The organism is Nocardia uniformis NBRC 13702 (genome assembly GCF_001613345.1).
Classification (GTDB): domain Bacteria; phylum Actinomycetota; class Actinomycetes; order Mycobacteriales; family Mycobacteriaceae; genus Nocardia; species Nocardia uniformis.
The window spans coordinates 1-25,106 of the sequence record NZ_BDCE01000066.1; the positions used below are offsets into that span (position 1 = coordinate 1).

Genomic DNA, 25,106 nt, shown 5'->3' on the forward strand with positions numbered 1-25,106 from the left:
CGGCACTTTCAACCTCGGCAATGCGATGCACGTATTACCCTGGCGCGCTACCTGTTTCGAGCACCACCGCCGTACTCGCCGCCAAGGACGTGCAAGCGGAGGTGTCCTTCAGGTCCACGCCCGAACGACCGAGTCGGCGGGCACCGTCGACCAGTCCCTCGACGACCTGAGCGGCGCGCGCGTACGTAAGACCTTCCGGCGGATGGATATTGGAGACGCAGTTGCGTTCGGCATCGGCGCGCCCGGGCCGGGGGCGATGGGTCAGATAGATGCCGAGGCTGTCGGCGACCGAGAGACCGGGCCGTTCACCGATGAGAACCAGCACCGTGGTCACGCCCAGTGCCGCACCGATGTGATCGCCGAGAGCGACACGGGCCTGTGTGGCGATCACCGGCGGCGCGAACGTGTAGCGCTCCCCCAGCTTCTCGGTCAGCGCGCACAGCATGGGGATACCGTGCTCGACGAGGGCGAGCGGCGAGAGTCCGTCCGCCAACACGAATCCGATATCCGCACCGGTACCGGCCACTGCCGAAAGCCCTTGTCCGGCAGACGATTCGTCGGGCAGTCGACCCAGGTCCGGACGGCGCAGGTATTCGGACCGGTCGGACGCGCGGCTGCGCACGTGGACCGGCTCTCCCAGCCCGAGCGCCGCTACCCGCGTAGCGAACCCGTCCGCGTCGAGCGGCGTATGCACCGCATCGCGAGCGGCCGCGTGCGCGGCCCGAAATTCCAATACTCGACCGGTGGGCAGTGCGTCTCCCGCCCGGCCCAGCCCGATGCGCGCCTGTGTGGTTCGCCGTAGTTCGGTCCAGAACCCCTCCGCCGCGGCGCTTTCCAGTCGCTCAGCCCGCGTCATGACGCACTCGCCAGCGCGCGCAGCGGCGAGGACAGCGCTTCGACCGGCCGTACGCGACCGTGGGCATCGAGCATCCCGAGCCGGTCCAGCCACGCCTCGAATTCGGGAGCGGGCCGCAGTCCCAATACTTTTCGCACGTACAGGGCGTCGTGGTAGGCGAGACTCTGATAGCCGAGCATGACGTCATCCGCACCGGGTACGGCAATGACGAAGGCGCATCCGGCCGCACCCAGCAGGGTCAGCAGGTTGTCCATATCGTCCTGGTCGGCTTCGGCGTGATTGGTGTAGCAGACATCGACACCCATCGGCAGCCCCAGCAGCTTCCCGCAGAAGTGGTCCTCGAGCCCGGCGCGAATGATCTGCTTACCGTCGTAGAGGTATTCGGGACCGATGAATCCCACCACGGTATTCACCAGTAGCGGATCCAGGTCACGGGCCACCGCGTACGCCCGGGTCTCCAGGGTCTGCTGGTCGACCGGCTTCCCGCCGGTACCGAGGTGCGCACCGGCGGACAGCGCCGATCCCTGCCCGGTCTCCAGGTACATGACGTTGTCACCGACGGTTCCACGCCGTAGCGACTTTCCGGCCGCATTGGCTTCCCGCAGCAGCGACATGTTCACGCCGAACCCGGTATTCGCCCCTTCGGTGCCCGCGATGGACTGGAAGACCAGGTCCACCGGCGCACCCGCCTCGATCAACCCCATGGTGGTGGTGACATGGGAGAGCACACACGACTGGGTCGGAATATCGAAGCGTTGACGCACCTCGTCGAGCAGATACAGCAAATCGGCTGTGGCCCTCGGGGAATCGGTGGCCGGGTTGATACCGATCACCGCGTCTCCACAGCCGAGCAGCAGACCGTCCAGGACGGCCGCGGCGATACCGCGCGGATCATCGGTGGGATGGTTCGGTTGCAGCCGGGTGGCGAGGGTACCGGGCAGCCCGACGGTCGTGCGAAAACCGGCCCGCACCTCCGTGGCTCGCGCCACCGCGATGAGATCCTGATTGCGCATGAGTTTGCTGACCGCGGCGACCATTTCGGGCGTGAGGCCCGTCGATACCGACGCCAGCGTGACGGCGGCGGCATCGGTGGCGGCGACCGCCAGCAGCCAGTCCCGCAGCCCCCCGACGGTGAGATGCGAAATCGCTCGGAACGCGGCGCGATCGTGACTGTCGATAATCAGCCGGGTGACCTCGTCGGTCTCATACGGCACCACCGGATCCTCGAGGAATGTCGCCAGCGGCACCTCGGCGAGCGCCCACTGCGCCGCCGCCCGCTCGGCATCGGAATGCGCCGCGCACCCGGCCAATTCGTCACCGCTGCGCAATGGCGTCGCCTTGGCCAGTAGTTCGACCAGACCGTCGAACCGGTAGCTCACCGTGCCGATTCGCTGCTGATACACCGTCATTCGAGATCCTCCGAAGCGCGAGCGAGCACCGCGAACTCCTCATCCGGCGAACTCGCCACCAGACGGTGACGGCTGTAGAGGCCGAAGTAGAGCAGGAAGCCGCAGAACGCCGCCAGCGTCCAGCCCGCCGCGACCGGATCCACCAGGAAGGTCGCCACCACGGCGATACACGCCACGACCAGCGCGAATCCCGTGGTCACCATCCCGCCCGGCGTCCGATAGGGCCGCCGCATACCGGGTTCGCGCACCCGCAGCACAATGTGGCTCACCATCATGAGCACATAGCTGACCGCCGCCCCGAAGACCGCCATATTCAACAGCATCGCGCCCTCACCGGTCAGCGAGAGCCCGAAGCCGATAATGCCCGGCACGATCAACGCCAGCACGGGTGCCTTGCGAGAGTTGGTGACCGACAGGCTCGTCGGCAGATAACCGGCCCGCGAGAGCGCGAAAGTCTGGCGCGAGTAGGCGTACACGATGGAGAAGAAGCTCGCGACCAGCCCCGCCAGGCCGATGTAATTGACCACCTTCGCGGCACCGCTGCTGCCCAGGGCCTCGACGAGTGGGTTGTCCGAGGTCGAAAGCGCCTGCGCACCAAGTGCTCCGGTGGACAGCACCAGGACGAGTCCGCCGGTTACGAGCAGGACCAGCATGGCGGCGATAATGCCCTTGGGCACATTCTTCTCCGGCTCCCGCGCCTCTTCGGCGGCCAACGGCACACCTTCCACAGCGAGGAAGAACCAAATGGCGAACGGGATGGCCGCCCAGATACCGAATGTCCCGAACGGCAGGAACGACGAACTGCCCAGCGCGTCCGGATCCGCGGGGATATCGGTGAGATTGCCGAGATCGAAACGACCCCAGGCGAAAACGGCGAAGATGAGCAGACCGACCAGCGCGATCACGGTAATCACGCACATCACCTTGAGCGCCTCGCCCGCCCCCGCCAGGTGAATGCCGATGAACAGGGCGTACACCGCCAGGTACACCCACCATCCGTCGGTGATCCCGAAGAGGTTCAGCGACTCCACATATCCGCCGATGAAGGTGGCGATGGCCGCGGGCGCGATGGCGTATTCGATGAGAATGGCCGCGCCCGTGGCGAATCCGCCCCAGGGTCCGAGCGCGCGCCGGGCGAAGGTGTAGCCGCCGCCCGCCGCGGGCAGGGCCGCCGACAGCTCCGCCATACCCAACACCATGGCCAGGTACATACCCGCGATCACCACGGTGGCGATCAGCAGTCCACCGAATCCGCCCTGTGCCAGACCGAAATTCCATCCGGAGTAGTCACCGGAGATCACGTAGCTGACGCCGAGGCCGGCCAGCAGCAGCCAGCCCGCCGATCCGGAGCGCAGCGTTCTTCTCGCCAAGTAGTCGTCGGTGCTGTCGCTCGCCGTCGGCCGTGTCGCAGTTGCCATAGAGGGACCGCACTCCTCGCATCTCGGTTGATCATCCGCCCAGTAGGGCGGATTCCCTAGATCCTCCGCATGCATGTTGCTGTCGTGTAACTACTGGTTTCCCGGGACATCACGGCGTATTACGGACGCGCTGCGGGCCTTATCACCCCTGGTCACGCACAATCGCAGTCATGAAGCCCCCGTCCAGCAGGTATCGCTCGCCGTGGACCCGGACCGTCGACCTCGCCGACGAGTTCCGGGAGTTGCGCGCCTGGTGGGGGCAACCGCACAAGGGCGGCCGGGCCCAGCGCGCGTTCCGCGATCACCTGGCGGCCGCACCCGCCAGCGTCGCGTACGCCTTCACCCTGTTCGTCACCTGGTGGACGCTGCGCGGCGCGAGCGAACTCGTCGGCCACCGGCTGATCCTGTCCGCGTCCACCAATCTGGCGAATATGCGCCGCGACCCGATCCAGGTGCTGGTGGCGTCGGCGTTCTGGGTGGACGGCCCGTTCCCGTGGGAATTCATCGTCATGTTCCTGGTGGTGATGGTGGCCGCCGAGCGCTGGCTGGGCACGCTGCGCTGGATCTTCGTCTTCGCCGCCGGACATATCGGGGCGACGCTGATCACGGTGACCGGTATCGCGTACGCCGTGGACCGCGACCTCATCCCGCTGCGGGTGGTGTCGGCCTCGGATGTGGGCCCCAGCTACGGGATTTCGGCCGTACTGGCCGCGTTGGCCTTCCGGGTGCGCGGGCGGCCGCGCTGGCTGTGGGTGGGCCTGCTGGTGGCCGTCTACAGCGCGGCCCTCCTGGATGGACGCACCTTCACCGATTACGGTCACCTACTCGCCCTGGCCATCGGCTTCACCGTGGGTGCTGTGGCGGTGTTCGGATCGCGGCGGATGGAACGGGCTGTCGCCCGGTCAGCCCACGACCGGGTCGACAGGGGCCGGGCGGTCGCGCTTGATCAACCCGACCACGGGCTCGACGAGCCGGGCCGCGATCGGCCCGAGGATCGCCATCAGTAGGACATAGGCGGAGGCGAGGGCGGCGAACTTACCGTCCACCGCGCCCATCGATACCGCGAGTCCCGCGATGACAATGGAGAATTCGCCGCGCGCCACCAGTGCCGCACCCGCGCGGGCGCGACCCATCCGGCGAATGCCCTGCTGCCTGGCCGCCCACCAGCCGGTGCCGACCTTGGTCAGCGTGGTGACGACGGCCAGTGCTATCGCCCAGCCCAGTACCGGCGGTATGGCCCGCGGATCGGTACTGAGCCCGAAGGCGACGAAGAAGATGGCGGCGAACAGATCTCGTAGGGGCTCGAGCAGTTTCGCCGCCTGCTGCGCCGTCGATCCCGAGATGGCGATACCGAGCAGGAACGCGCCGACCGCCGCGGAGACGTTCAGCGACGAGGCGACGCCCGCGACCAGCAGTGCGGCCCCGAGCAGTTTGAGCAGGAACACCTCATTGTCGTCGCTGTTCACAATGGCCGACACGTATTTGCCGTAGCGCAGTGCCACCACGAGCACCACGGTGATGGCCGTCATGGCAATGGCGAGGGAGGTCATGCCGCTGACGAAGCCGAGGCCGGCCAGCATCATGGTGAGAACCGGCAGGTACACCGCCATGGCCAGATCCTCGAACACCAGGATCGACAGGATTACCGGCGTCTCGCGGTTACCCAGTCGCCCGAGGTCATTGAGCACCTTCGCGACAATGCCGGAGGACGAGATGTAGGTGACGCCACCCATGGTGACCGCCCCGACCGCCCCCCATCCCAGCATGAGCGCGACGATCACACCCGGTGTGGCATTGGCGACGATATCGAGCAGGCCCGCCGACCAGGACCGCCGCATGCCCGTCACCAGTTCCGCGGCCGTGTACTCCAAGCCGAGGAGCAGGAGCAGCAGGACGACGCCGATCTCCCCGGCGATATGGCCGAATTCGGCGGCCGCGTGCATTTCGACTATGCCGCCGGTACCGAAAGCCAAGCCGCCGATCAGGTACAGCGGGATCGGCGACATGCCGAAGCGGCCTGCCAGTCGACCCAACATGCCGAGCGCGAACAGGATCGCGCCGAGTTGGATGAGGGCTAGCGCGGTTCCATCCACGCGGTCAGCCGTCGGCTAGGACGCGGGCGGCGGCGTCCAGCCCGTTTGGAGTCCCGACAACGACGAGCAGATCACCGGTATCGAGTACGAAATCCGGTCCCGGCGAGGGATGCAACTGTCCGGCCCGCATGATCGCGACGATGGATGCCTTGGTGCGGGTGCGCATTCCGGTCTCCCCCAGCATGCGCCCCACATACGGCGATTTGCCGCCGACGGGCAATTGGCGGGTGGTGATCCCGGGTAGGTCCCGGTGGTCTTCCTTGAGGCTCTCCACCAATTGCGGGGCACCGAGCAGATTGGCCAGCACTGCGGCCTCGTCGGTCGTCAGCGGCACCTGCGCCAGACAGGCGTCGGGATCGTCGCGTTGCGACACGATCAGGTCGATGCCACCATCGCGATGTACAACCACCCCGATCCGGCGTCCGCCGCGAGATTCGAAATCTTTTCGCACACCGATGCCGGGCAGCGCAGTAACGTCGACGTTCACGCCGTCCAGATTAAGGCAGACCCAATCAGGACACCGGCAGCGGTACGAACGTGCCGTTCGCGTCGGGCCGATAGTCGGTGACCTCGACGACCGCGGCCACCGGCAGCGGCCCGTAGAGATGCGGAAACCGCATGGAATCGGGATCGCCGGGCACACCCGGTTCCCACTTCACGGGGTGGGCCAGGCGAGCCGGGTCCAGCCAGAGCAGCACCAGATCCTGACGCCCGCGAAAGATCCGGTCCGCGGGCAGGTGCGCCTGGTACGGGGCGGAGAGGTGAATGAAGCCGACCTCGGCCAGCGACGGCGCGCGGTATTCGCCGTTCGCGCGAGCGGCCTCCCACTGCGCGCGAGCACAGATGTGGACGAGCGGGCCGGTGTGCGCGAGCGGTTCGGTAGCCACGACCGCCACGATATCCCGGTCTCTGATAGACCGGGACCATGAATCCGTCGCTCATCATGTCCGCCCGCGATATCGAGTTCCTGCTGTACGACTGGCTGCGTGTGGAGACGCTGACGGCGCGCGAACGCTACGTCGATCATTCGCGGGAGACCTTCGATCAGGTACTGCGGCTGAGCCAGGACCTGGCGACCCGGTACTTCGCCCCGCACAATCGCGAAAGCGACCTGCACGAACCCACTTTCGACGGCGAGAAGGTCCATATCGCTCCGGCCGTGGGCGAGGCGCTGAAGGCCTTCGCCGATGCCGGGATGATCGGTGCGGCGATGGACTACGAGGTCGGCGGTATGCAGCTGCCCTACACCGTGTTCACCGCCTGCATGTCGTGGTTCCACGCCGCCAATGTGGGCACCACCGGATACGCGCTGCTCACCGCGGGCAATGCGAATCTGATTGCCGCGCACGGCACTCCGGAGCAGGTGGACCTGTTCATGCGGCCCATGCTCGACGGCCGCAACCTCGGCACCATGGCGCTGTCGGAGCCGCACGCCGGATCCAATCTCGCCGATATCACCACCCGTGCGGTGCCGCAGGACGACGGCACCTACCGGGTTTTCGGCCGCAAGATGTGGATTTCCGGTGGGGATCACGAACTTTCGGACAATATCGTCCACCTGGTGCTGGCCCGCATCCCCGGCGCTCCGGAGGGCACCCGCGGCATCTCGCTGTTCATCGTGCCGAAATACCTCCCCGATGCCGACGGCAATCCGGCGGTACGCAATGACGTGGTGCTGGCCGGGATCAATCACAAGATGGGCTGGCGCGGCACGGTCAATACCGCCCCGGTATTCGGCGACGGCCGCTTCACCCCCGGTGATCAACCCGGTGCCGTCGGCTACCTGGTGGGCGCGCCCAATCGTGGTCTGGCGTGCATGTTCTCGATGATGAACGAGGCCCGGCTCAGCGTCGGCCTCGCCGCCACCGCGCTCGGTTACACCGGATACCTGAAATCCCTGGACTACGCCCGCAATCGCCCGCAGGGCCGACCCCTGGGCGCCCGCGAAGGCGCGCAGGTCCCCATTGTCGATCATCCCGACGTCCGGCGGATGCTGTTGGCGCAGAAGGCCTATGCCGAGGGCGCGTTGGCCTTGCAGCTGTACTGCGCGAAGCTGGTCGACGATCTGCGCACCGCCACCGACGCCGATCGCGCCGCGACGCTGCTGCGCATCCTGACACCCATCGCCAAGAGCTGGCCGTCCCAATGGTGCCTGACGGCAAACGATCTCGCCATCCAGGTGCACGGCGGGGCGGGCTACACCCGCGACTACGACGTGGAACAGCATTACCGCGACAACCGCCTCAACCCGATCCACGAGGGCACCCACGGGATCCAGAGCCTCGATCTGCTGGGCCGGGCCGTGACCGCCGAGGGCGGCGCGGCCCTGACCGCCCTGATCGATGCCATGGCGTCGACGGTGACCGCCGCCCGCACCACCGGGGACACCGAACTCACCGAATTCGCTGACGCTCTCGACCGCGCCGCGGGGCGAATCGCCGCGACGACCGCCATTCTCTGGCAGGACATGAACCCCGAGACGGCACTGGCCAACTCGGCGGCCTACCTGGAAGCGGTCGGTCACGTGGTGTTGGCGTGGATCTGGCTGGAGCAGGCACTGGCCGCGAACGCGGCGGCCGAGCGTGGGCGGGGGTCCGATGCCTTCCAGCTCGGCAAGCGCGCGGCGGCCCGGTACTTCTTCCGCTGGGAACTGCCCCGCACGGCCCCGCTGTTCGATCTCCTCGACAGCCTCGACCGCACCACCCTCGACCTCGACGAAACCTGGTTCTGAAATAGGTCTCAACGGTGTTTGCTACCGGGTCCGTGCCGTTATCCAATAGGAGTGTGAGTGTCGATGCTCCCGGGTAGTCTCCCCGTAAGACAACTGGATCGGCTGTTTTCGAAGGTGGCTTCGGCGGTTCGTGAGCATAGTCCTGGTGATGTTCGCTTTTAGCGAAACCGCAGGTCGTGTTAGCGAAAACACAAAGAAACATCTTCGGGAACAAAGACCCCGTCCCGAACGTCTGACAGAGTAGTCATCAGCCACTGCTGGGAAGTAGCGGTAGCGAGCCCGCGGAGTGGACCGCGGGCCCCACACCAGGCGAACGGTGTGCGAGCACCCGGAGCCAGGACGGAGGAGTCATGCCAGGAACTCTGACTAGCACCCCACTGACCGCGGTCGATCGTTGTGACCGCTGTGGAGCGGCCGCACGCGTGCGTGCGACCCTTCCCGCGGGTGGCGAGTTGCTCTTCTGCCAACATCACGCCAATGAGCACATGGATCGTCTTCGTGCGCTCGAAGCCGTGATCGACACGGAGTCGGCACCGGCGCTGTAATCAGCTCCTCCGCCTCACGCTCCGGTCCGGAGAGTTCGAGCCAGAACGTGAGGGGTCCGCTCAGACACAACTAAATCTTCCCAACAGAACACCCGGCAGCGGGCGACCACACGGTCGCCCGCTGCTGTGTTCTCACCACGCGGATTTGACAAATTCGAATCGAGGTATCTCGCTGTCCGCCACACATGCCACCTACCTGTCGGACCGACATATGTTCGCGCTCTGGACCTGGGGTGCCCTCGGTCCCGGGGCCGCGCCGAGCGATATCGGGGAACGCGAAACGATCGACCTGGTGGTGCCGTCGGCCGAGGGTCTCGAGGTTCGCGAGCTGGAGTGCGCGCTCGTCGAACCCGAGGGGTTTCCGGCGCTGACGCTGCCCAAGCCCGGACCGTCGGTCCGCGTCTGGCGTGCCGCGTTCGGGGAGGCGCCGGTCGCGCTGCCCACCGCCGCGCACGCGGTACCGAACGCGGCCGGGAGCGCCGTGGTATCCGCGACGCGGGCCCTGCGGGTGCTGCGCGACACCATGGCGCTCAGCGGCGAGCTGCGGTCGACGCTGAAGGCCGAGCTGCGGCCGTATCAGGCGCGCGGTATCACCTGGCTGCACGAGACTACGGCGGCGCACGGCGGCGCGGTGCTCGCCGATGAGATGGGCCTGGGAAAGACGGTGCAGGCCATCGGCTTCCTGCTGGGCCGGATCACGCTGGGACCGCAGGTGGTGGTCTGCCCGACCTCGCTGGTCGGCAACTGGGTCCATGAGATCGAGCGATTCGCGCCCGGGCTCCGGGCCCTCGCCTGGCGGGGCGGACAGCTCCCCGAGATGGGGGCGGGCACGGTGGTCGTCACCGGGTATCCGACGTTGCGCGGGCATGGGCCCGCGCTGGCCGGATCGCACTGGGCCACCGTGGTGTTCGACGAGGCGCAGGTACTGAAGAATCCGCGCACCCAGGTATCCAAGGCGGCGCGGGCGATTACCGCCGATGCGCGGGTGGCCCTGACCGGCACGCCCATGGAGAACCATCTCGAAGAGCTGTGGGCGCTGTTGAATCTGGTGGTGCCGCAGGAGTTCACGCATAAGGCGCAGTTCCGGCGGCGGTTCGTGCGACCGATCGAGGAGGGGTCGGCCGACGCGGTGATCCGCCTGCGGGACACCCTGGAGCCGGTGCTGTTGGCGCGGCGCAAGTCTCAGGTGGCGGCATCGCTGCCGCCGAAGATCCATATGGATCTGGTGTGTGATCTGAGCGCCGAGCAGGAGAAGCTCTACGACCAACTGCTCGATAGGGCCGAGGCGGAGGGCTTCGGGTCGGGGGCGCAGCGCCATACCCGGGTGTTGGCGGTGCTCACCGAATTGAAGCAGGTGTGCAACCATCCGGGGCTGGTGACCGGGGAGCTGGACGAATTGGTGGGACGCTCGGGCAAATTCGATGTGGCCGCGGATATTCTCGCCAACAATGTGGAGGTCGGCGCACCCACGCTGGTGTTCACGCAGTACCGGCGCACGGGTGAACTGCTGGTGCGGTACTGCGCCGAGGAGTTGGGGATCACGGCGCCGTTCTTCCACGGTGGACTCAACCAGGACGAGCGCGGCGAGATCGTCACCAGGTTCCAATCTCCGGATGGGCCACCGGTTTTGATTCTGAGCCTGCGGGCGGCGGGTACGGGTCTGACACTGACGCGTGCCGCCGATGTCATTCACTTCGATCGCTGGTGGAATCCGGCGGTGGAGGCGCAGGCATCGGATCGGGCGCATCGCATCGGGCAGACGCGAATGGTCACGGTCACCACGCTGACCTCCGGCACCACCATCGAGGAGCACATCGCGGGTATGCACGACCGCAAGTCGGCGCTCACCGATTTGACCGATGCGGCCGGTGTGGCGGGCCTCGCCCGCCTCGATGACGACCGCCTGATGGAACTGCTGCGGCGAAAGCGAGGCAATTGAGATGGCCGACAATGAATTCGGCTACACCATCTGGGGTATGGACTGGGTGCGGCTGGCCGAGCCGATATCGCTGACCAAGCCGGAACCGCTGCTCCCCCGCGCGCGCAGCATCGCCCGCAATGGCGGGGTCGAGACCGAGATCGAGAACACCATGGTGCGCGCCACCATTCACCGCGGGTCGGAGGCCTCGGTGACCTATCTGGAATTCGCGCCGCTGCCATCGGCCGATATTCGCACTATCGCCGGGCTGGTTCCGGCCGGGGCGCTGAGCCTGGCCGACGAACTCCACGGGGCGATCCTCGGCGCGGGCGTCACGCTCGCGCCCACCCTGGCCAGTGTGGACTGCTCCTGCCGCGCCCGTACCGAACGGTGCGTCCACATGCTCGCCACCTGCTACACCTTGGCTCGGCAGGTGGACGAGAACCCTTGGCTGGCATTGGATCTGCGCGGGTACCGAACCGGCGGTTCGGCCGAGGATCCGGTCGAGGTGCCGGTCTCGCGCTGGACGCCGCTCGACACCCTGGATCCCGCAGCGTATTTCGACCTTCCGGCGAACTAGTTCGGGTTGGCGATTCGTCATGATCGCGCCGACGAAACCGATTAGTTTGTTCAGTGTCGGCCGTCATGGCGATAACCGGCTCAGCTCGACGAGAAGAGAGAAATCATGAGCAGCAACGGTAAAGACCTCGCTCTCACACACGTCTCGATCCTGGTCGGCGACCAGGAGCAGGCCCTGCGGTTCTACCGCGACGTGATCGGCTTGGAAGTCCGCCAGGACCTCCCGTTCGCGGGCGGTCGCTGGCTCACCGTCGGCCCGGCTGCCCAACCCACCCTGGAATTCCTGCTCGAATGCCCCGGTATGAACCCGAATCCCGACGCTGTCACGGCCGCCGAGGCCCGCCTCGCCAGCGGCGCTCAGGGCACCGTCATCTTCACCGTCAATGATGTCGATGCCACCTTCGCCCGCCTCGAGGCGGCGGGCGTCGCGGTCGAACAGCCGCTCGTCGACCAGCCCTACGGTGCCCGCGACTGCGGTTTCGCCGATCCCTGGGGCAACCATCTGCGGTTCTCCCAACTGCTGCTGGGCTGAGCCGACGACTACGAGATCAGCTGGGGGACAAGCTCTCCGACTCAGGCGTTGGTTCCGCCGTCAACGGTGAGCACCGCACCGGTGACACTGCGGCCGGACTCTCCTGCCAGGTAGGTGACGGCGGCGGCGATATCCTCGACCGCGCCGAAACGGCCGAGTGCGGTCAGACCGATCTGCCCCGATGCATGGTCGCCGTCTGCCGGGTTCATATCGGTGTCGGTCGAGCCCGGCTGCACCAGGTTGACGGTGATGCCGCGCGGACCGAGTTCGCGCGCAAGAGCTTTGGTGAAGCCGTTGAGTGCCGACTTGCTCAGGTTGTAGAGGGCCAGGCCACCGAAGGGCGCGTGATCGACCAGGTTGGTGCCGATGCTGATGATGCGGCCGCCGCCGGTCAGGTATTTCAGTGCCGCCTGGGCGGCGACGAACGGGGCCCGGGCGTGGATGTTCAGCGCATTGTCGATTTCGTCAATGGTGAACTCCTCGAACGGTTTCGCCGGGAAGATACCCGCATTGTTCACCAGCACATCCAGGCGTCCCAGTTCGGCGGCGGTGCGGTCGACGGCGGCGATCACCTGTGACGCGTCAGCGCTATCGGCCCGCACCGCGATGGCTTTGCGGCCCAGTGCCTCGATCTCGGCGACCACGGCCTTCGCCAGCACCTCATTGGACTGGTAGGTCAGCGCCACATCCGCGCCCGCGGCGGCGAGGGCGCGGGCAATGCCCGCGCCGATCCCGCGGCTGCCTCCGGTCACCAGCACCACCTTGCCCGTCAGATCCGTCATCGGTACTCCTCCATATTTTGTGTCGATCAGTACATAAATAACCAAAGCAGACACCCCCAGGTCGCGTCAAGGGGTATATTTAACGATCGACACAGAAAGGAGTCGGCCATGGCGGAACGTGGACGCCCCCGCGCCTTCGACCGTGAACTCGCGCTGCGCCGCGCCATGGAGGTGTTCTGGGAGCACGGCTTCGAGGGCGCGTCCATGAGTGACCTCACCGCCGCCATGGGTATCAACTCCCCCAGCCTGTACGCCGCATTCGGCGGGAAGGAAGCGCTGTTCCGGGCGGCGATCGAGCTCTATGGTCGCACCGAGGGCAGCCTGACCGCGCGAGCGCTACGCGAGGAGCCCACCGCCCGCGCGAGTATCGAGGCCATGCTGCGCGACAATGCCGTCGCCTACACGGCCGAGGACAAACCGCACGGCTGCATGGTCGTGCTGGCCGGTTCCGCCTACACCACCCGCAATACCGCCATCCGCGACTTCCTGATCGAAGCCCGCAGGGGCACAACCGAAGACATTCGCCTGCGACTCGAGCGCGGGGTCACCGACGGCGATCTGCCCGCCGGTACCGATATCGCCGGGCTCGCGGCCTTCTACACGACGGTGCTCTACGGGCTGTCCATTCAGGCCCGCGACGGCGTCTGCTACGAGGATCTGCTGCGCTCCATCGACACCGCCATGTCGGCCTGGCCGGCGCGCGATGAATCCGCCGGGTCGGCAATGGATTCGGCGGCGCGCTCACGGTAATCAGCTATGCGGCAAGGCATCCGATTCGGCGCTGGACTCCGTCGGCACAGGCAGTCGACGCGCCAGCACCGCACCACGGCAGAACGGCGGCATCGCCTTGGCCAGTAGGAGATAGAGCGGGATACCGAGCAGCAGCGTGCCGACGCCGCGCAGGAAGACGCCGCCGATCCGCCAGTGCGGTGGAATCGGCAGCTGACAGGCGGAATCGCCGTAGTCGGCCTGCCAGGAGGTGACGGCGGTCTGGGTGGAGGCCGCCGCCGAGGTGAGCACCTGCCCCATTACATCCGGCGCAGTGCCGCGATGCGCTGTTCCAGCTGATCGGCCGTAGCCAGAGCCGTTGGCGGGCCACCACATTCGCGCCGTAGCTCACCGTGGATCACCCCGTGCGCCTTACCGGTGCGGTGGTGGTGCATGGCGACCAGGCTGTTGAGTTCGCGACGGAGTTCGCCGAGGCGGTCGGCGGTGGCGGCGCGTTCGGTGGCGGCGATCACGCCCGCACCCGATTCCGGGCGGGCGGCGTCGGCACTGCGGTCCTGGATCTGTCGGGTCTGGCGGTCGCGCAGCAGGGCGCGCATCTGGTCGGCATCGAGCAGGCCCGGTATACCGAGATAGTCGGCTTCCTCATCACTGCCGGAGAAGGTGGCGGTGCCGAAGGAGTCGCCGTCGTAGATGACCTGATCGAGTTCGGCATCGGCGGCGAGGGCGACGAATTTGCGCTCCTCCTCCCCCGGCTCATCCTTCTGCTTATTGGCGTCGATGAGCAGTTCGTCATCGAGATCGTTCTTCTCCCGATGCGGCTTGCCGATCACGTGGTCGCGCTGGACCTCCAGCTGCGCGGCGAGGTCGAGCAGCACCGGCACCGACGGCAGGAAGACGCTCGCGGTCTCACCGGATTTGCGGGCACGCACGAATCGTCCGATGGCCTGGGCGAAGTACAGCGGTGTGGAGGCGCTGGTGGCATATACGCCGACCGCCAGGCGCGGCACGTCGACGCCCTCGGACACCATGCGCACCGCCACCATCCACGGATCGGTGCTCCGGCTGAATTCGCCGATGCGGTCGGAGGATCCCGGATCGTCGGAAAGCACCACGGTCGGTTTGGTACCCGAAATATGTTCCAGCAGTTCCGCGTAATCGCGCGCCTTGTCCTGATCGGTGGCGATGACCAGACCGCCCGCATCCGGCATACCGGTGGCACGCAGCTGCCGCAGCCGGGTATCGGCGGCGAAGAGCACCTTCGACATCCAGTCCCCCGCCGGATCCAGCGCGGTCCGCCAGGCCCGTGCGGTGTGTTCCGCGCTGAGGGGTTCGCCGAGTCTGGCCGAGTACTCCTCGCCCGCGCTGTCACGCCACTGCGCCTCACCGCTGTAGGCGAGGAAGACGACCGGGCGCACGACGCCGTCCGCGAGCGCCTCGGAGTAGCCGTAGGAATGGTCGGCGCGCGACTTCTCGAAACCGGATTCGTCGGCCTCGTAGGTGATGAACGGGATCTTCGAATCGTCGCTGCGGAACGGGGTACCGGTCAGGGCCAGTCGCCGGGTGGCGTCGCCGTAGGCCTCCTCGACCGCCTCACCCCAGCTCTTGGCGTCACCGGCGTGGTGGACCTCATCGAGGATCACCAGGGTGCGGCGATTCTCGGTGCGTACCCGATGTTTGAACGGATGCGAGGCGACCTGCGCGTAGGTCACGACCACACCGTGGAAGTCGGCGGAGGTGGAACCTGTCGAATTGGAGAAGTTGGAGTCGAGCTGGATGCCGACCCGCTGCGCCGAGGACGCCCACTGGTGTTTGAGGTGCTCGGTCGGCGCGACCACCGTCACCTGGTCCACCGTGCGGTCGGCCAGCAGTTCAGCGGCAACGCGCAGCGCGAAGGTGGTCTTACCGGCACCCGGTGTCGCGACAGCCAGGAAGTCTCGAGGCTTCGACGTCAGATACTTGGTGAGAGCCCTACGCTGCCATGCACGAAGCGAACCGCTACCACCCGAAGTCACTCGGAAGAGAGTAGCGACCGGGACCGACCGCGCACCAATCCGACACAGCATCGAAAAGTGGTCCACGACACAATGGCTGGTCGCCGCACAACCGATCCCCGCGTGGGCGATGCTGTAGACACAATGAACGAGCACGATCCACCCCCGGCACCTGCCAATTCCTCCGACGGAGTGACTTCGCGCACCCTCGCCGACGGAATCTGGACATCCGTTCGCCGCGGCGGCGAACTCTTCACCCATACGGCGGTGCGGGCGTGGAACGATTCCATCTTCGCCAAATCGGCGGCCGCCGCCTTCTGGCAGACCCTGTCGCTGGCGCCGCTACTACTGGGACTGCTCGGCAGCCTCGGCTATGTGGGCAGCTGGTTCGGGCCGAACACGGTCAATATCGTGCAATCGAAGGTCATCAGTTTCAGCCGGAAACTGTTCAGTCCCAGTGTCGTCGATGACCTCATCGCGCCCACGGTCTCCGATGTCCTGCAAAAGGGGCACGGCGGCGTGGTGTCGGCGGGCTTCGTGCTGTCGCTGTGGGCCGGATCTTCGGCCATGGCCACCTTCGTGGACGCCATCACCGCCGCACACGGTCAAGCCGACGCCCGACACCCGGTGTGGCAGCGCATCTTCGCACTCCTGCTGTACGTGGGCTTCCTGATCGCCTCGGTACTCATCCTGCCGCTGGTGGCGCTGGGCCCGTCCATGGCGGGCCGGGCACTGCCCGACTCCTGGCGTGAACCCGGCCTGCGGCTCATCGAGAGCTTCTACTACCCCGGCACCGCACTCCTGCTCATCGTGGGCCTGACCACCCTCTACAAACTCGCCCTACACCGCACCCTCCCCTGGCACCGACTATTCGGCGGCGCACTCGTGGCCGGGATCTTCTTCATGGCCGCCAGCGAAGGCCTGCGCCGCTACCTCTCCTGGATAACCCGAACCGGAATCAGCTACGGCGCCCTGGCCACCCCCATCGCCTTCCTCCTGTTCACCTTCTCCCTCGGCTTCGCCGTCATCCTCGGCGCGGAATTCAATGCCAGCGTCCAAGAATTCTGGCCCGCCCGAGCCACCCGCTGGGCACAGGTCCAGCGCTGGCTGGCCGCGCGCCGCCGGGGGCCGCGGGACCGGACGACGGAAGCGTCGGAGCCCGACTCCAAGGACTCTGATCCGGACGACCCGGACCGAATCGAACCGGAAACCACCGAAGTGGATCCGCCCGCCACCCCACCAATGGCATCCAGACCGTCCGTTTCCGAGGGTTAGCCGTCGAAGAGCGGCGGACGCAGCGTCGGGCGAATCCCGTCTACCCTCGGGGCTGGGACCATCCGAAGGTGAGTTCGACCGCGCGCTTCCAGTTGCCGTATTCGGCCTTCACCCGTTCGGAATCCGGTTGCGGCTGCCATTCGGCCGCGCGGTGCCAGTTGCGACGGAGGACCTCGAGGTCGGCCCAGTAGCCGACGGCCAGTCCGGCGGCGTAGGCGGCACCGAGGGAGACGGTCTCGATGATCATGGGGCGCTTGACCGGAACGTCGAGGACATCGGCGACGAACTGCATGAGCAGATGGTCGGTGGTCATGCCGCCGTCCACCTTGAGCGCGGTGGCCCGCAGCCCGGAGTCGGCGTTCATGGCGTCGACGACCTCGCGGGTCTGCCACGCGGTGGCCTCGAGTACGGCCCGGGCCAGGTGTCCCTTGGTGACGTAGGAGGTGAGTCCGACAATGATGCCGCGGGCCTCGCTACGCCAGTGCGGCGCGAACAGGCCGGAGAAGGCAGGCACGATGTAGCAGCCGCCATTGTCGTCGACGGTGCGGGCGAGAGTCTCGATTTCCGGTGCGCTGGAAATCAATCCGAGACCGTCGCGGAACCACTGCACCAGTGAGCCGGTGACGGCGATGGATCCTTCCAGCGCGTACATCGCCGGTGCGTCACCGATGCGGTAGCCGACGGTGGTGAGCAATCCGTGCGTCGACCGGACGGGGGAACGACCGGTATTCATGAGCAGGAAACCGCCGGTGCCATAGGTGCATTTGGTGTCACCGCGGGAGAAACAGGTCTGCCCGAACAGCGCGGCCTGTTGATCGCCGAGCGCGGCGGCGATGGTGATGCCGGGCACCACTCGGCGAGTGACGCCGTAGATTTCGCTGGAGGAGCGGATCCGCGGGAGCATCGCCGGGGAAATGTCGAAGAAGGACAACAGCTCCCGGTCCCATTCGAGGGTCTCGAGGTTCATCAGCAGCGTCCGGCTGGCATTGGTGACATCGGTGAGGTGCATGCCGCCGTCGACACCACCGGTCAGATTCCAGATCAGCCAGGTCTCCATGGTGCCGAACAGGACATCGCCGCGTTCGGCGCGGGCCCGCAAGCCGGGGATGGAGTCGAGCAGCCAACGCACCTTGGGCGCGGAGAAGTAGGTACCGAGCGGCAGTCCGCTCAATTCGAGCACGCGGTGGGCGTCGGGCCGATCACCCAGCGTACGAACCAGATCCGCGGTGCGGACGTCCTGCCACACAATGGCCTTGCCCACCGGATTTCCGGTGTGGCGGTCCCATACGACGCTGGTCTCGCGCTGGTTGGTAATGCCGAGCGCGACGATCTGTTCCTGGGCGATGCTCCCGTCACGCAGCGCGCGGGGAATGATGCGATCGACATTGCGCCAGATCTCCATCGCATCCTGTTCGGCCCAGCCGGGTTTGGGAAAGTAGTGCTGATGTTCGCGCTGCGCCACCGAGACCAACCGACCGGCGGAGTCGAACACAATGCAGCGGGTCGAGGTCGTCCCCTGATCGATGGCCATCACGTAGCGCTGCGTCATCGGGCGCGCCTTTCTGCGGTAGAGCGGATCGGGGCGGCCGGTACACCCCGGGATTACCTGTCTTCGACCAGATCTCGTGACACCGCGCGGGCGGCGTCGCGCACGTAATCCAGCAGCGTCGGGTTCGCGTGTATTCCGGTCGGGAAGAGCCGTTCGGCGGGTCCGGAGATGCCGATCGCACCGACCGTGAGGCCGCCGTGCGAGCGGATCGGGGCGGCGATACTCGCCTCGCCGGGCACCAGTTCGCCGTACTCGCCGGCCCACCCATTATCCCTGACCTCGGTCAGCGATCTGCTGAGCAACTCCGGGCGGATCATGGTCCGGCGGGTGAGTGACTCCAGTTTCCCGGCGCGGATGCGTGCCGTCAGGTCACTGTCGTAGGCGAGCAGGACCTTGCCGAGAGCGCAGGCGTGCAGCGGCAGTAGCGCACCGACATCCAGGGTCTGCGGGGTATCGTCCGGTCGGAATACGTGGTGTACCACGAGCACACTGTCTTGCTGCGCCGTGCCGATCCGAACGGCCTCGCCGCTGCGCGCGGCCAGGGCGTCGGCCCAGTTGATCGCCCGGGAACGGAGTTCGTTGGCGTCGAGGTAGCCGGTGCCCAACTGCCGCAGTGCCGGGCCGATCCGGTATTTGCCGCCGCTGTGGTCCTGTTCGACGAAGCCGATGGCCTGCAGCGTCCGCACGATTCCGTGCACGGTGCCCTTGGCGAGATCGAGCGAGTTCGCGATATCGCCGATACCCAGACCGCCGTAACCGCGGGCGAGTAACTGGATGATCGCGCCCGCACGCTCGATCGACTGCACCGGGCCTGGCATAGCGGTCAACGTATTTCACCGAGCGGGTCCGACAATGTCGAACGCCGAAGGGCCGTGACCGTTATGCCGGTATCGCCATTTGACCTGCACGTTCTCCAATGTGATCTAGACCACAGCTCGACGGGGCAGGCCCGTGGCGTGCGGCTCCCGGCTGCGCGTTCGGCATTGTCGAACGGGACCGGTTGAGTGTGTGCAATATCACCGTAGTGTTCGGCGCACTTTCAGAGGTCCCGGCGATCCGGCCCGGGACCACCCCACGGACGATTGGAGAAATCGTGGGTCTCACAGAGGTTTTCGTCAGCGAGGTATTCGGCACGGGAGTGCTGATACTGCTCGGCGCCGGAGTGGTGGCCAATGTCCTGCTGGTGAAGTCCAAGGGTCTCGACGGCGGCTGGCTGCTGATCAATATCGGGTGGGGATTCGGCGTGATGGCGGGCGTCTACCTCGCCTTCAAATCCGGCGCACACCTCAATCCCGCGGTGACCCTGGGAATCCTGAGCAGCGGAGCCGATGAGTACGCCCCGGGCGTCGCCGTCTCGTTCGGCTCGACCGTGGTCTATCTGGCAGCCGAGCTATTCGGCGCGTTCCTGGGCGCCTGCCTGACGTTTGTGGCGTACAAGAAGCATTTCGACGCCGAACCGGACGAGGGCAAGAAACTGGCTGTCTTCGCGACCGGTCCGGCCATCCGCAACTACGGCTGGAATCTGGCCACCGAGGCGATCGCCACCTTCGTCCTGGTGCTGGTGGTGCTCTCGTTCGCGAAGACGCCCTCCGGGCTCGGCCCGCTCGCGGTCGCGCTGCTGGTTGTGGGCATCGGCGCCTCGCTCGGCGGCCCGACCGGCTACGCCATCAACCCGGCACGTGACCTCGGCCCGCGCATCGCGCACGCGATACTGCCGCTGCGGCACACCGCCGCCGAACCTGTCCCCGCGCACTCCGCGAGCCTGGGTGCCGCCGCCGAACCAACCCGCGAGCCCAAGGCCGGATCCAGTGACTGGGCCTACGCCTGGGTCCCGGTGGTCGGCCCGATAATCGGCGGCGTGCTGGCCGGTCTCGTCTCGCAGCTCATCTTCTGATCGAATCACCCTCAGCAGCAACCAGTTTCGCCGAAGGAGAAAACCCCCATGTCACGATACGTCGCAGCGATCGACCAGGGCACCACCTCGACCCGCGCCATGATCTTCGACCACGCGGGCACGGTCATCGCGGTCGACCAGCGCGAACACAACCAGATCTTCCCGCGCGCGGGATGGGTGGAGCACGACCCGGTCGAGATCTGGGAGAACACCCGCGCGGTAGTCGCGGGAGCCCTGGCCAAAGGTGATCTCACCGCCGCCGATATCGCCGCGGTCGGCATTACCAATCAGCGCGAGACCACCGTGGTCTGGGATCGCGCCACCGGGGAGCCGGTCTACAACGCGATCGTGTGGCAGGACACCCGGACCGACCGGATCGCCGAGGAGCTGGGCCGACTGGGCGGCGGACAGCAGCGCTACCGGGAGCGGACGGGATTGCCCCTGGCGACGTACTTCTCCGGGCCGAAGATCAAGTGGATCCTCGACAATGTCGAGGGCGTCCGGGAACGCGCGGAAGCGGGCGAGCTGGCCTTCGGGACCATGGACAGCTGGATCCTGTGGAATATGACCGGCGGCACCGACGGCGGCGTGCACGGCACCGATCCGACCAACGCGTCGCGCACGCTGCTGATGGACCTGGACACGCTGAAATGGGATGCCGAGATCGCGGCGGAGATGGGTGTGCCGATGTCCATGCTGCCCGAAATCTATTCGTCCTCAGAGGTTTACGGCTCGGTGCGCGCCCGCGGCGCGCTGGCCGGCGTGCCCATTGCCGGTATCCTCGGCGACCAGCAGGCCGCTACCTTCGGCCAGGCCTGCCTGACGCCGGGTGAAGCCAAGAACACCTACGGCACAGGCAATTTCGTGCTGCTCAATACCGGAACCGACAAGGTGCTCTCCAGCAATGGCCTGCTGACCACCGTCTGCTACAAGCTCGGCGACGCCAAACCGGTCTACGCCCTGGAGGGCGCCATCGCGGTGACCGGGTCGCTGGTGCAGTGGCTGCGCGACAACCTCGGCATGATCGGTTCGGCGGCCGAGATCGAGGAGCACGCGCGTTCCGTCGACGACAATGGCGGTGCCTATTTCGTGCCCGCCTTCTCGGGATTGTTCGCACCCTATTGGCGCTCCGATGCGCGCGGCGCGATTGTCGGGCTGACTCGCTTCGTGAACAAGGGCCATCTCGCGCGGGCTGTCCTCGAGGCCACCGCCTTCCAGACCCGCGAGGTCATCGAGGCGATGAATGCCGACTCCGGGGTCGCGCTCACCTCACTCAAGGTGGACGGCGGGATGGTCGTCAACGAATTGCTCATGCAATTCCAGGCCGACATCCTCGGGGTCGAGGTCATTCGTCCGGTCGTCGCGGAGACCACCGCGCTCGGCGCGGCCTACGCCGCCGGTCTCGCCGTCGGATACTGGGCCGGGGAGGACGCCATCCGGACGAACTGGGCCGAGGACAAGCGGTGGCAGCCGAACCTGGACGAGGCCCGCCGGGAACGCGAGTTCCGCAACTGGAAGAAGGCCGTCACCAAGACCTTCGACTGGGTCGAGAACGAGGACTGACCTTCTGCTCGGCGAACCCGCCCCGGCTATCGAGGAGAACTCCGAATGCCCGCCCCACGTCTCGGCCCGGACTACCGCAGGACCGCGCTGCGGAGGCTCGCCTCCGATGAGTTCGATGTGCTGGTCATCGGCGGCGGTGTGGTCGGGGCGGGCGCCGCGCTCGATGCCGCGGCGCGCGGATTGTCGGTCGCCCTGGTAGAGGCGCGGGACTGGGGTGCGGGCACATCCGGCCGGTCCAGCAAATTGATACACGGTGGCCTGCGCTATTTGGAGCAGTTCGACTTCAAGTTGGTGTTCGAAGCCCTCAAGGAACGAAGACTGCTGTTGAACAGGCTCGCTCCGCACCTGGTGCGCCCGGTGCCGCTGCTCTTCCCGCTGCGGCACCGGGTCTGGGAACGCGGGTACGCCGGGGCCGGGGTGCTGCTCTACGACCTGATCGGTCGGACCAAGCAGTTGCCTGCGCATCGCCATCTGTCCCGCGCCGGTGTCTTGCGTGCGGCGCGCGGACTGGACCCGCAGGCACTGGTCGGAGGCATCCAGTTCTACGAGGCGCAGGTCGATGACGCGCGCCACACCATGACGCTGGCCCGCACCGCCGCCCAGTACGGCGCCACGGTGCTCACCGGAGCGCGCGTCACCGAACTGGTCCGGGCCGGGGAGCGGGTGGTCGGGGCGGTGGTGCGCGACGCGGAGACCGGCACCGAGATCACCGTGGCGGCTCGGCGGGTGATTGGCGCGACCGGGGTGTGGACCGACGAGACACACGAAATCGCCGGTGTGCCAGCGCCGTTCACCGTCCGCATGTCCAAGGGCGTACATCTACTCGTCCCGCGCGCCCGGCTCGATCTCGGGAGCGGGCTGATCATGCGCACCGAGAAGAGCGTCCTGTTCGTCATTCCGTGGGATCGGCACTGGATCATCGGCACCACCGACACCGACTGGGCCCTCGACCGCGTCCATCCGGCGGTGAGCCGGGCCGACGTCGACTATCTGCTCGCACGCGTCAACGCGATGCTCACCGACCCGCTGACCGCCGCCGATATCGAGGGCGTCTACGCTGGCCTGCGCCCCCTACTGGCCGGTGAATCCGCCGAAACCGCCCAGCTGTCAAGGGAACACGCGGTCGCCGAGCCCGCGCCCGGACTGTTCGTCATCGCGGGCGGCAAGTACACCACCTACCGGGTGATGGCCGCCGACGTGGTCGATGCCGCGGTCCGCGGCTTCGGCCGCGCCGCCCCGAAATCACTGACCGAACACATCCCGCTCCTCGGAGCGCTGGGCTATCACGAAATGTGGCTCGAGCGCGGCAGTATCGCGGACCGCACGAGACTCCGCCCGGCGACTGTCGAGCACCTGCTACACCGCTACGGCTCCCTGGTGAGCGAACTGTTCCACCTCATTGCCGAGCGCCCGGACCTGTCCGAGCCGCTCGCCGGAGCACCCGACTACCTGCGAGCCGAGGCGGTCTACGCGGTCACCCACGAGGGGGCGCTACGACTGGCGGACATACTGATTCGCCGAACCAGGATCTCCATCGATCAGCCCGACCGCGGACTCGCGGCGGCGGCGGAGGTCGCGCGTCTGGTGGCACCGCACCTCGGCTGGGACGCCGAGCGCGAGCAGGCCGAGGTCGTCCACTACACGCAGCGGGTCAAGGCCGAACGCGCCGCTCAGCAGGCCGCCGACGACCACGCGGCCAATGCCGCCCGACTGGCCGCCGAGGAACCAGCACCGACCCCGGTTTACAACCCGCTGACCATTGAAAACGGCTAGTCCTTCGGCGCTGCGCGGATTCGCGCGGAAGGAGGTCAGCCGGGTTCGACCACCTCGCGCAGCGCACGGAATTCCGAGGCGAGGGCGTCGAGTGTGTAATGGGCATTGAGCCCGCTGGGGTTGGGCAGCACCCATAACGCGGTAGCACCGATCCCCTCGGGTTGCGGGCCGACTGTGGTGCGCGGACGACCGAAGGCCGTGCGGTAGGCACCGATTCCCAGCACAGCCAGTACTCGGGGCTGATACCGCTCGACCCGATCAACCAGGGCACGTCCACCTGCGCGCAGTTCGTCGGCGGTCAGTTGCTCGGCTTTGGCGGTCGTGCGTGCGGCCACGTTCGTGATCCCCAACCCCAGCCCGAGCAGTTCGTGCTGTTCGTCGGGCCGCAGTAGGCGCGGCGTGAAACCGGACCGATGCAATGCCGGCCAGAACCGATTTCCCGGACGAGCGAAGTGATATCCGGTCGCCCCCGACCACAGGCCCGGATTGATTCCGCAGAAGAGCACACGCAAGCCGGGCCCGATCACATCGGGAATCGTCTGGTCCTGCGCCGCGGCCAGATCCGCGGGCGACGGCCGCGCTGACGAACCAGAACCCATTCCCTCAGTCTGCCGGGGCTCTGCCGACCACCTGCCGCCGGGCTCGGCGACAGTCGCCGCGCGAATGAACGCGAAGCGGGCCTAACTGTTCTCGAGATAGAGCGGTCCCAGGACCGAGACCAGGTGGACTATGCGCTGCACGATCTGGTCGGCGCTGCAGTCGAGGAGTCCGGATTGCCAGGCGTTGATCAGCTCGACGAAACCGCCGACGGAGGCGATGGCGTCGATGCGAAGGGCCAGCAGGTCGGCGTCGGGCCGGACGTAGGTCTGTGCGGCGCCTACGACGAGGTTCGCGGTGAGCTGTAGCGCTTCGCCTCGGCAGGCTTCCAGGGCGGGGCTGCCCGCGTGGTGCAGCAGCAGTATCCGACCGAAGCCGGGATCATTGGAAATGCGTTGCAGCACAGTCGATGCCGCTTGTTCGATGAGCCCGGGCAAGGGACGGCTGGAGTAGTCGGCGAAAACGCCGCCGAGCGCGGCGAGCATGTCGTCGCGAACTTGCTCCCATGCGGCGACGAGAAGTTCGTCGCGGTCAGCGAAGGCTTCGTAGAAGTAGCGGTCGTTGAGGCCGGTGCGGGCACAGACCGCTCGGATGGTGACCCCGGTCCAGCCGGACTCGCGCCAGATTTCCAGGGCGGCCTCGATGACGCGCTCGCGGCGTTCGGTGCGCCGTTGGTCTGCGCTGCGCCCTCCCCAGGTTCGTGCTGTGGTCACGGCTCCCATCTTGACAAGCGAGTGGGCCACACACAAACTGGTGACACGCGCAGACAATTGGGACGGGCGTCACCAGTTTCTGAGTGTTTTCGGTACAGAGCTGTATCGCCCCGAGGAGGGTCAGCATGGTCACACATGCGCAAGTCATCGACGAGCACG

At 66.9% G+C, this 25,106-nt stretch carries 24 protein-coding genes; 11 read left to right on the top strand and 13 right to left on the bottom strand.

The genetic code is table 11. From position 1 onward, the window contains the following. Positions 1-34: 34 nt before the first annotated feature. The 3 genes from eutC to eat are packed head-to-tail and all read right to left on the bottom strand — an operon-like array spanning position 35 to position 3,683. A complete protein-coding gene (gene eutC, locus NU1_RS24245) occupies positions 35-856 on the bottom strand; it encodes an ethanolamine ammonia-lyase subunit EutC (protein ID WP_067524511.1) in 822 nt (273 codons plus the stop codon). Continuing rightward, positions 853-2,265 carry an ethanolamine ammonia-lyase subunit EutB gene (locus NU1_RS24250; RefSeq protein ID WP_067524514.1) on the bottom strand — a complete coding sequence of 471 codons (1,413 nt, stop codon included), beginning with the start codon at positions 2,263-2,265 and terminating at the stop codon, positions 853-855. The genes eutC and NU1_RS24250 overlap by 4 nt, the downstream gene beginning before the upstream one ends. Further along, positions 2,262-3,683, bottom strand: a complete 1,422-nt coding sequence (gene eat / locus NU1_RS24255) for an ethanolamine permease (RefSeq protein WP_067524516.1) — start codon at positions 3,681-3,683, stop codon at positions 2,262-2,264. The genes NU1_RS24250 and eat overlap by 4 nt, the downstream gene beginning before the upstream one ends. Positions 3,684-3,853: 170 nt before the next feature. Between eat and NU1_RS24260 the strand changes: the two genes are divergently transcribed. Beyond that, positions 3,854-4,690 (top strand): rhomboid-like protein, encoded by an 837-nt coding sequence (locus NU1_RS24260; RefSeq protein WP_067524518.1) that lies wholly within the window; start codon positions 3,854-3,856, stop codon positions 4,688-4,690. On the opposite strand, the gene NU1_RS24265 is transcribed toward NU1_RS24260, so the two are convergent. Genes NU1_RS24265 through NU1_RS24275 form a run of 3 tightly spaced genes read right to left on the bottom strand, consistent with a single transcriptional unit; the run spans position 4,586 to position 6,663 of the window. Then, positions 4,586-5,776, bottom strand: a complete 1,191-nt coding sequence (locus NU1_RS24265) for a cation:proton antiporter (protein WP_067524520.1) — start codon at positions 5,774-5,776, stop codon at positions 4,586-4,588. The genes NU1_RS24260 and NU1_RS24265 overlap by 105 nt on opposite strands. Positions 5,777-5,780: 4 nt before the next feature. Further along, entirely contained in the window at positions 5,781-6,263 is a 483-nt protein-coding gene (locus NU1_RS24270) for a cation:proton antiporter regulatory subunit (protein ID WP_067524522.1), read from the bottom strand. 25 nt (positions 6,264-6,288) lie between these two features. After that, positions 6,289-6,663, bottom strand: coding sequence for a DUF952 domain-containing protein (locus tag NU1_RS24275; protein WP_157552944.1), 375 nt, complete (start codon positions 6,661-6,663; stop codon positions 6,289-6,291). A gap of 38 nt (positions 6,664-6,701) precedes the next feature. Between NU1_RS24275 and NU1_RS24280 the strand changes: the two genes are divergently transcribed. From NU1_RS24280 to NU1_RS24300, 5 genes are all read left to right on the top strand, one after another. Continuing rightward, a complete protein-coding gene (locus NU1_RS24280) occupies positions 6,702-8,507 on the top strand; it encodes an acyl-CoA dehydrogenase (RefSeq protein ID WP_067524527.1) in 1,806 nt (601 codons plus the stop codon). Positions 8,508-8,857: 350 nt separating this feature from the next. After that, complete coding sequence (locus tag NU1_RS43405; protein ID WP_040809921.1) at positions 8,858-9,052, top strand: DUF7455 domain-containing protein; 195 nt, start codon at positions 8,858-8,860, stop codon at positions 9,050-9,052. 211 nt (positions 9,053-9,263) lie between these two features. Continuing rightward, entirely contained in the window at positions 9,264-10,991 is a 1,728-nt protein-coding gene (locus NU1_RS24290) for a DEAD/DEAH box helicase (protein WP_067524713.1), read from the top strand. Between the two features lies 1 nt (position 10,992). After that, the gene (locus NU1_RS24295) at positions 10,993-11,550 is read left to right on the top strand and encodes a hypothetical protein (RefSeq protein ID WP_067524529.1); all 558 of its coding nucleotides are present in this window, start codon (positions 10,993-10,995) and stop codon (positions 11,548-11,550) included. 105 nt (positions 11,551-11,655) lie between these two features. Next, on the top strand, positions 11,656-12,081 hold the full coding sequence (locus NU1_RS24300; RefSeq protein WP_067524531.1) for a VOC family protein: 426 nt from the start codon (positions 11,656-11,658) through the stop codon (positions 12,079-12,081). A 41-nt stretch (positions 12,082-12,122) separates the two neighbouring features. Here NU1_RS24300 and NU1_RS24305 read toward each other — a convergent pair whose 3' ends face one another. After that, entirely contained in the window at positions 12,123-12,863 is a 741-nt protein-coding gene (locus NU1_RS24305) for an SDR family oxidoreductase (protein ID WP_067524533.1), read from the bottom strand. A gap of 108 nt (positions 12,864-12,971) precedes the next feature. On the opposite strand from NU1_RS24305, the gene NU1_RS24310 reads away from it, so the two are divergent. Next, a complete protein-coding gene (locus NU1_RS24310; RefSeq protein ID WP_067524535.1) occupies positions 12,972-13,613 on the top strand; it encodes a TetR/AcrR family transcriptional regulator in 642 nt (213 codons plus the stop codon). Here the strand turns inward: NU1_RS24310 and NU1_RS24315 are convergent, their stop codons facing one another. Then, entirely contained in the window at positions 13,614-13,883 is a 270-nt protein-coding gene (locus NU1_RS24315) for a hypothetical protein (RefSeq protein WP_169815132.1), read from the bottom strand. Positions 13,884-13,891: 8 nt separating this feature from the next. Next, a complete protein-coding gene (locus NU1_RS24320) occupies positions 13,892-15,604 on the bottom strand; it encodes a DEAD/DEAH box helicase (protein WP_245720286.1) in 1,713 nt (570 codons plus the stop codon). Positions 15,605-15,727: 123 nt separating this feature from the next. Between NU1_RS24320 and NU1_RS24325 the strand changes: the two genes are divergently transcribed. Next, positions 15,728-16,858 carry a YihY/virulence factor BrkB family protein gene (locus tag NU1_RS24325; protein ID WP_084521764.1) on the top strand — a complete coding sequence of 377 codons (1,131 nt, stop codon included), beginning with the start codon at positions 15,728-15,730 and terminating at the stop codon, positions 16,856-16,858. 40 nt (positions 16,859-16,898) lie between these two features. Here NU1_RS24325 and glpK (NU1_RS24330) read toward each other — a convergent pair whose 3' ends face one another. Both glpK (NU1_RS24330) and NU1_RS24335 read right to left on the bottom strand, forming a co-directional pair. Further along, positions 16,899-18,407, bottom strand: a complete 1,509-nt coding sequence (glpK, locus tag NU1_RS24330) for a glycerol kinase GlpK (RefSeq protein WP_067524539.1) — start codon at positions 18,405-18,407, stop codon at positions 16,899-16,901. 53 nt (positions 18,408-18,460) lie between these two features. After that, positions 18,461-19,225, bottom strand: a complete 765-nt coding sequence (locus NU1_RS24335; protein ID WP_067524542.1) for an IclR family transcriptional regulator — start codon at positions 19,223-19,225, stop codon at positions 18,461-18,463. A 272-nt stretch (positions 19,226-19,497) separates the two neighbouring features. Between NU1_RS24335 and NU1_RS24340 the strand changes: the two genes are divergently transcribed. From NU1_RS24340 to NU1_RS24350, 3 genes are read left to right on the top strand one after another with little or no spacing between them, the layout of a single operon-like run. Beyond that, complete coding sequence (locus NU1_RS24340) at positions 19,498-20,301, top strand: MIP/aquaporin family protein (RefSeq protein WP_443093783.1); 804 nt, start codon at positions 19,498-19,500, stop codon at positions 20,299-20,301. Positions 20,302-20,349: 48 nt separating this feature from the next. Further along, positions 20,350-21,864, top strand: a complete 1,515-nt coding sequence (gene glpK, locus NU1_RS24345) for a glycerol kinase GlpK (RefSeq protein WP_067524544.1) — start codon at positions 20,350-20,352, stop codon at positions 21,862-21,864. 45 nt (positions 21,865-21,909) lie between these two features. After that, positions 21,910-23,637, top strand: coding sequence for a glycerol-3-phosphate dehydrogenase/oxidase (locus NU1_RS24350; protein WP_067524547.1), 1,728 nt, complete (start codon positions 21,910-21,912; stop codon positions 23,635-23,637). Positions 23,638-23,672: 35 nt separating this feature from the next. Here NU1_RS24350 and mug read toward each other — a convergent pair whose 3' ends face one another. Both mug and NU1_RS24360 read right to left on the bottom strand, forming a co-directional pair. Then, positions 23,673-24,236 (bottom strand): G/U mismatch-specific DNA glycosylase, encoded by a 564-nt coding sequence (gene mug / locus NU1_RS24355; RefSeq protein ID WP_067524550.1) that lies wholly within the window; start codon positions 24,234-24,236, stop codon positions 23,673-23,675. An 81-nt stretch (positions 24,237-24,317) separates the two neighbouring features. Continuing rightward, positions 24,318-24,947: a TetR/AcrR family transcriptional regulator gene (locus tag NU1_RS24360; RefSeq protein WP_245720287.1), complete on the bottom strand. Its 630-nt coding sequence runs from the start codon at positions 24,945-24,947 to the stop codon at positions 24,318-24,320. Positions 24,948-25,106: the final 159 nt, after the last annotated feature.

Bases quoted from the DNA above. Each gene is read 5' to 3' on its own strand.
- NU1_RS43405 (WP_040809921.1), top strand. From the start codon at position 8,858: ATGCCAGGAACTCTGACTAGCACCCCACTGACCGCGGTCGATCGTTGT.
- glpK (WP_067524539.1), bottom strand. From the start codon at position 18,407: ATGACGCAGCGCTACGTGATGGCCATCGATCAGGGGACGACCTCGACC.
- NU1_RS24310 (WP_067524535.1), top strand. From the start codon at position 12,972: ATGGCGGAACGTGGACGCCCCCGCGCCTTCGACCGTGAACTCGCGCTG.
- eutC (WP_067524511.1), bottom strand. From the start codon at position 856: ATGACGCGGGCTGAGCGACTGGAAAGCGCCGCGGCGGAGGGGTTCTGG.
- glpK (WP_067524544.1), top strand. From the start codon at position 20,350: ATGTCACGATACGTCGCAGCGATCGACCAGGGCACCACCTCGACCCGC.
- NU1_RS24260 (WP_067524518.1), top strand. From the start codon at position 3,854: ATGAAGCCCCCGTCCAGCAGGTATCGCTCGCCGTGGACCCGGACCGTC.
- NU1_RS24280 (WP_067524527.1), top strand. From the start codon at position 6,702: ATGAATCCGTCGCTCATCATGTCCGCCCGCGATATCGAGTTCCTGCTG.
- NU1_RS24300 (WP_067524531.1), top strand. From the start codon at position 11,656: ATGAGCAGCAACGGTAAAGACCTCGCTCTCACACACGTCTCGATCCTG.
- NU1_RS24250 (WP_067524514.1), bottom strand. From the start codon at position 2,265: ATGACGGTGTATCAGCAGCGAATCGGCACGGTGAGCTACCGGTTCGAC.
- NU1_RS24350 (WP_067524547.1), top strand. From the start codon at position 21,910: ATGCCCGCCCCACGTCTCGGCCCGGACTACCGCAGGACCGCGCTGCGG.
- mug (WP_067524550.1), bottom strand. From the start codon at position 24,236: ATGGGTTCTGGTTCGTCAGCGCGGCCGTCGCCCGCGGATCTGGCCGCG.
- NU1_RS24305 (WP_067524533.1), bottom strand. From the start codon at position 12,863: ATGACGGATCTGACGGGCAAGGTGGTGCTGGTGACCGGAGGCAGCCGC.
- eat (WP_067524516.1), bottom strand. From the start codon at position 3,683: ATGGCAACTGCGACACGGCCGACGGCGAGCGACAGCACCGACGACTAC.
- NU1_RS24335 (WP_067524542.1), bottom strand. From the start codon at position 19,225: ATGCCAGGCCCGGTGCAGTCGATCGAGCGTGCGGGCGCGATCATCCAG.
- NU1_RS24295 (WP_067524529.1), top strand. From the start codon at position 10,993: ATGGCCGACAATGAATTCGGCTACACCATCTGGGGTATGGACTGGGTG.
- NU1_RS24325 (WP_084521764.1), top strand. From the start codon at position 15,728: ATGAACGAGCACGATCCACCCCCGGCACCTGCCAATTCCTCCGACGGA.
- NU1_RS24290 (WP_067524713.1), top strand. From the start codon at position 9,264: ATGTTCGCGCTCTGGACCTGGGGTGCCCTCGGTCCCGGGGCCGCGCCG.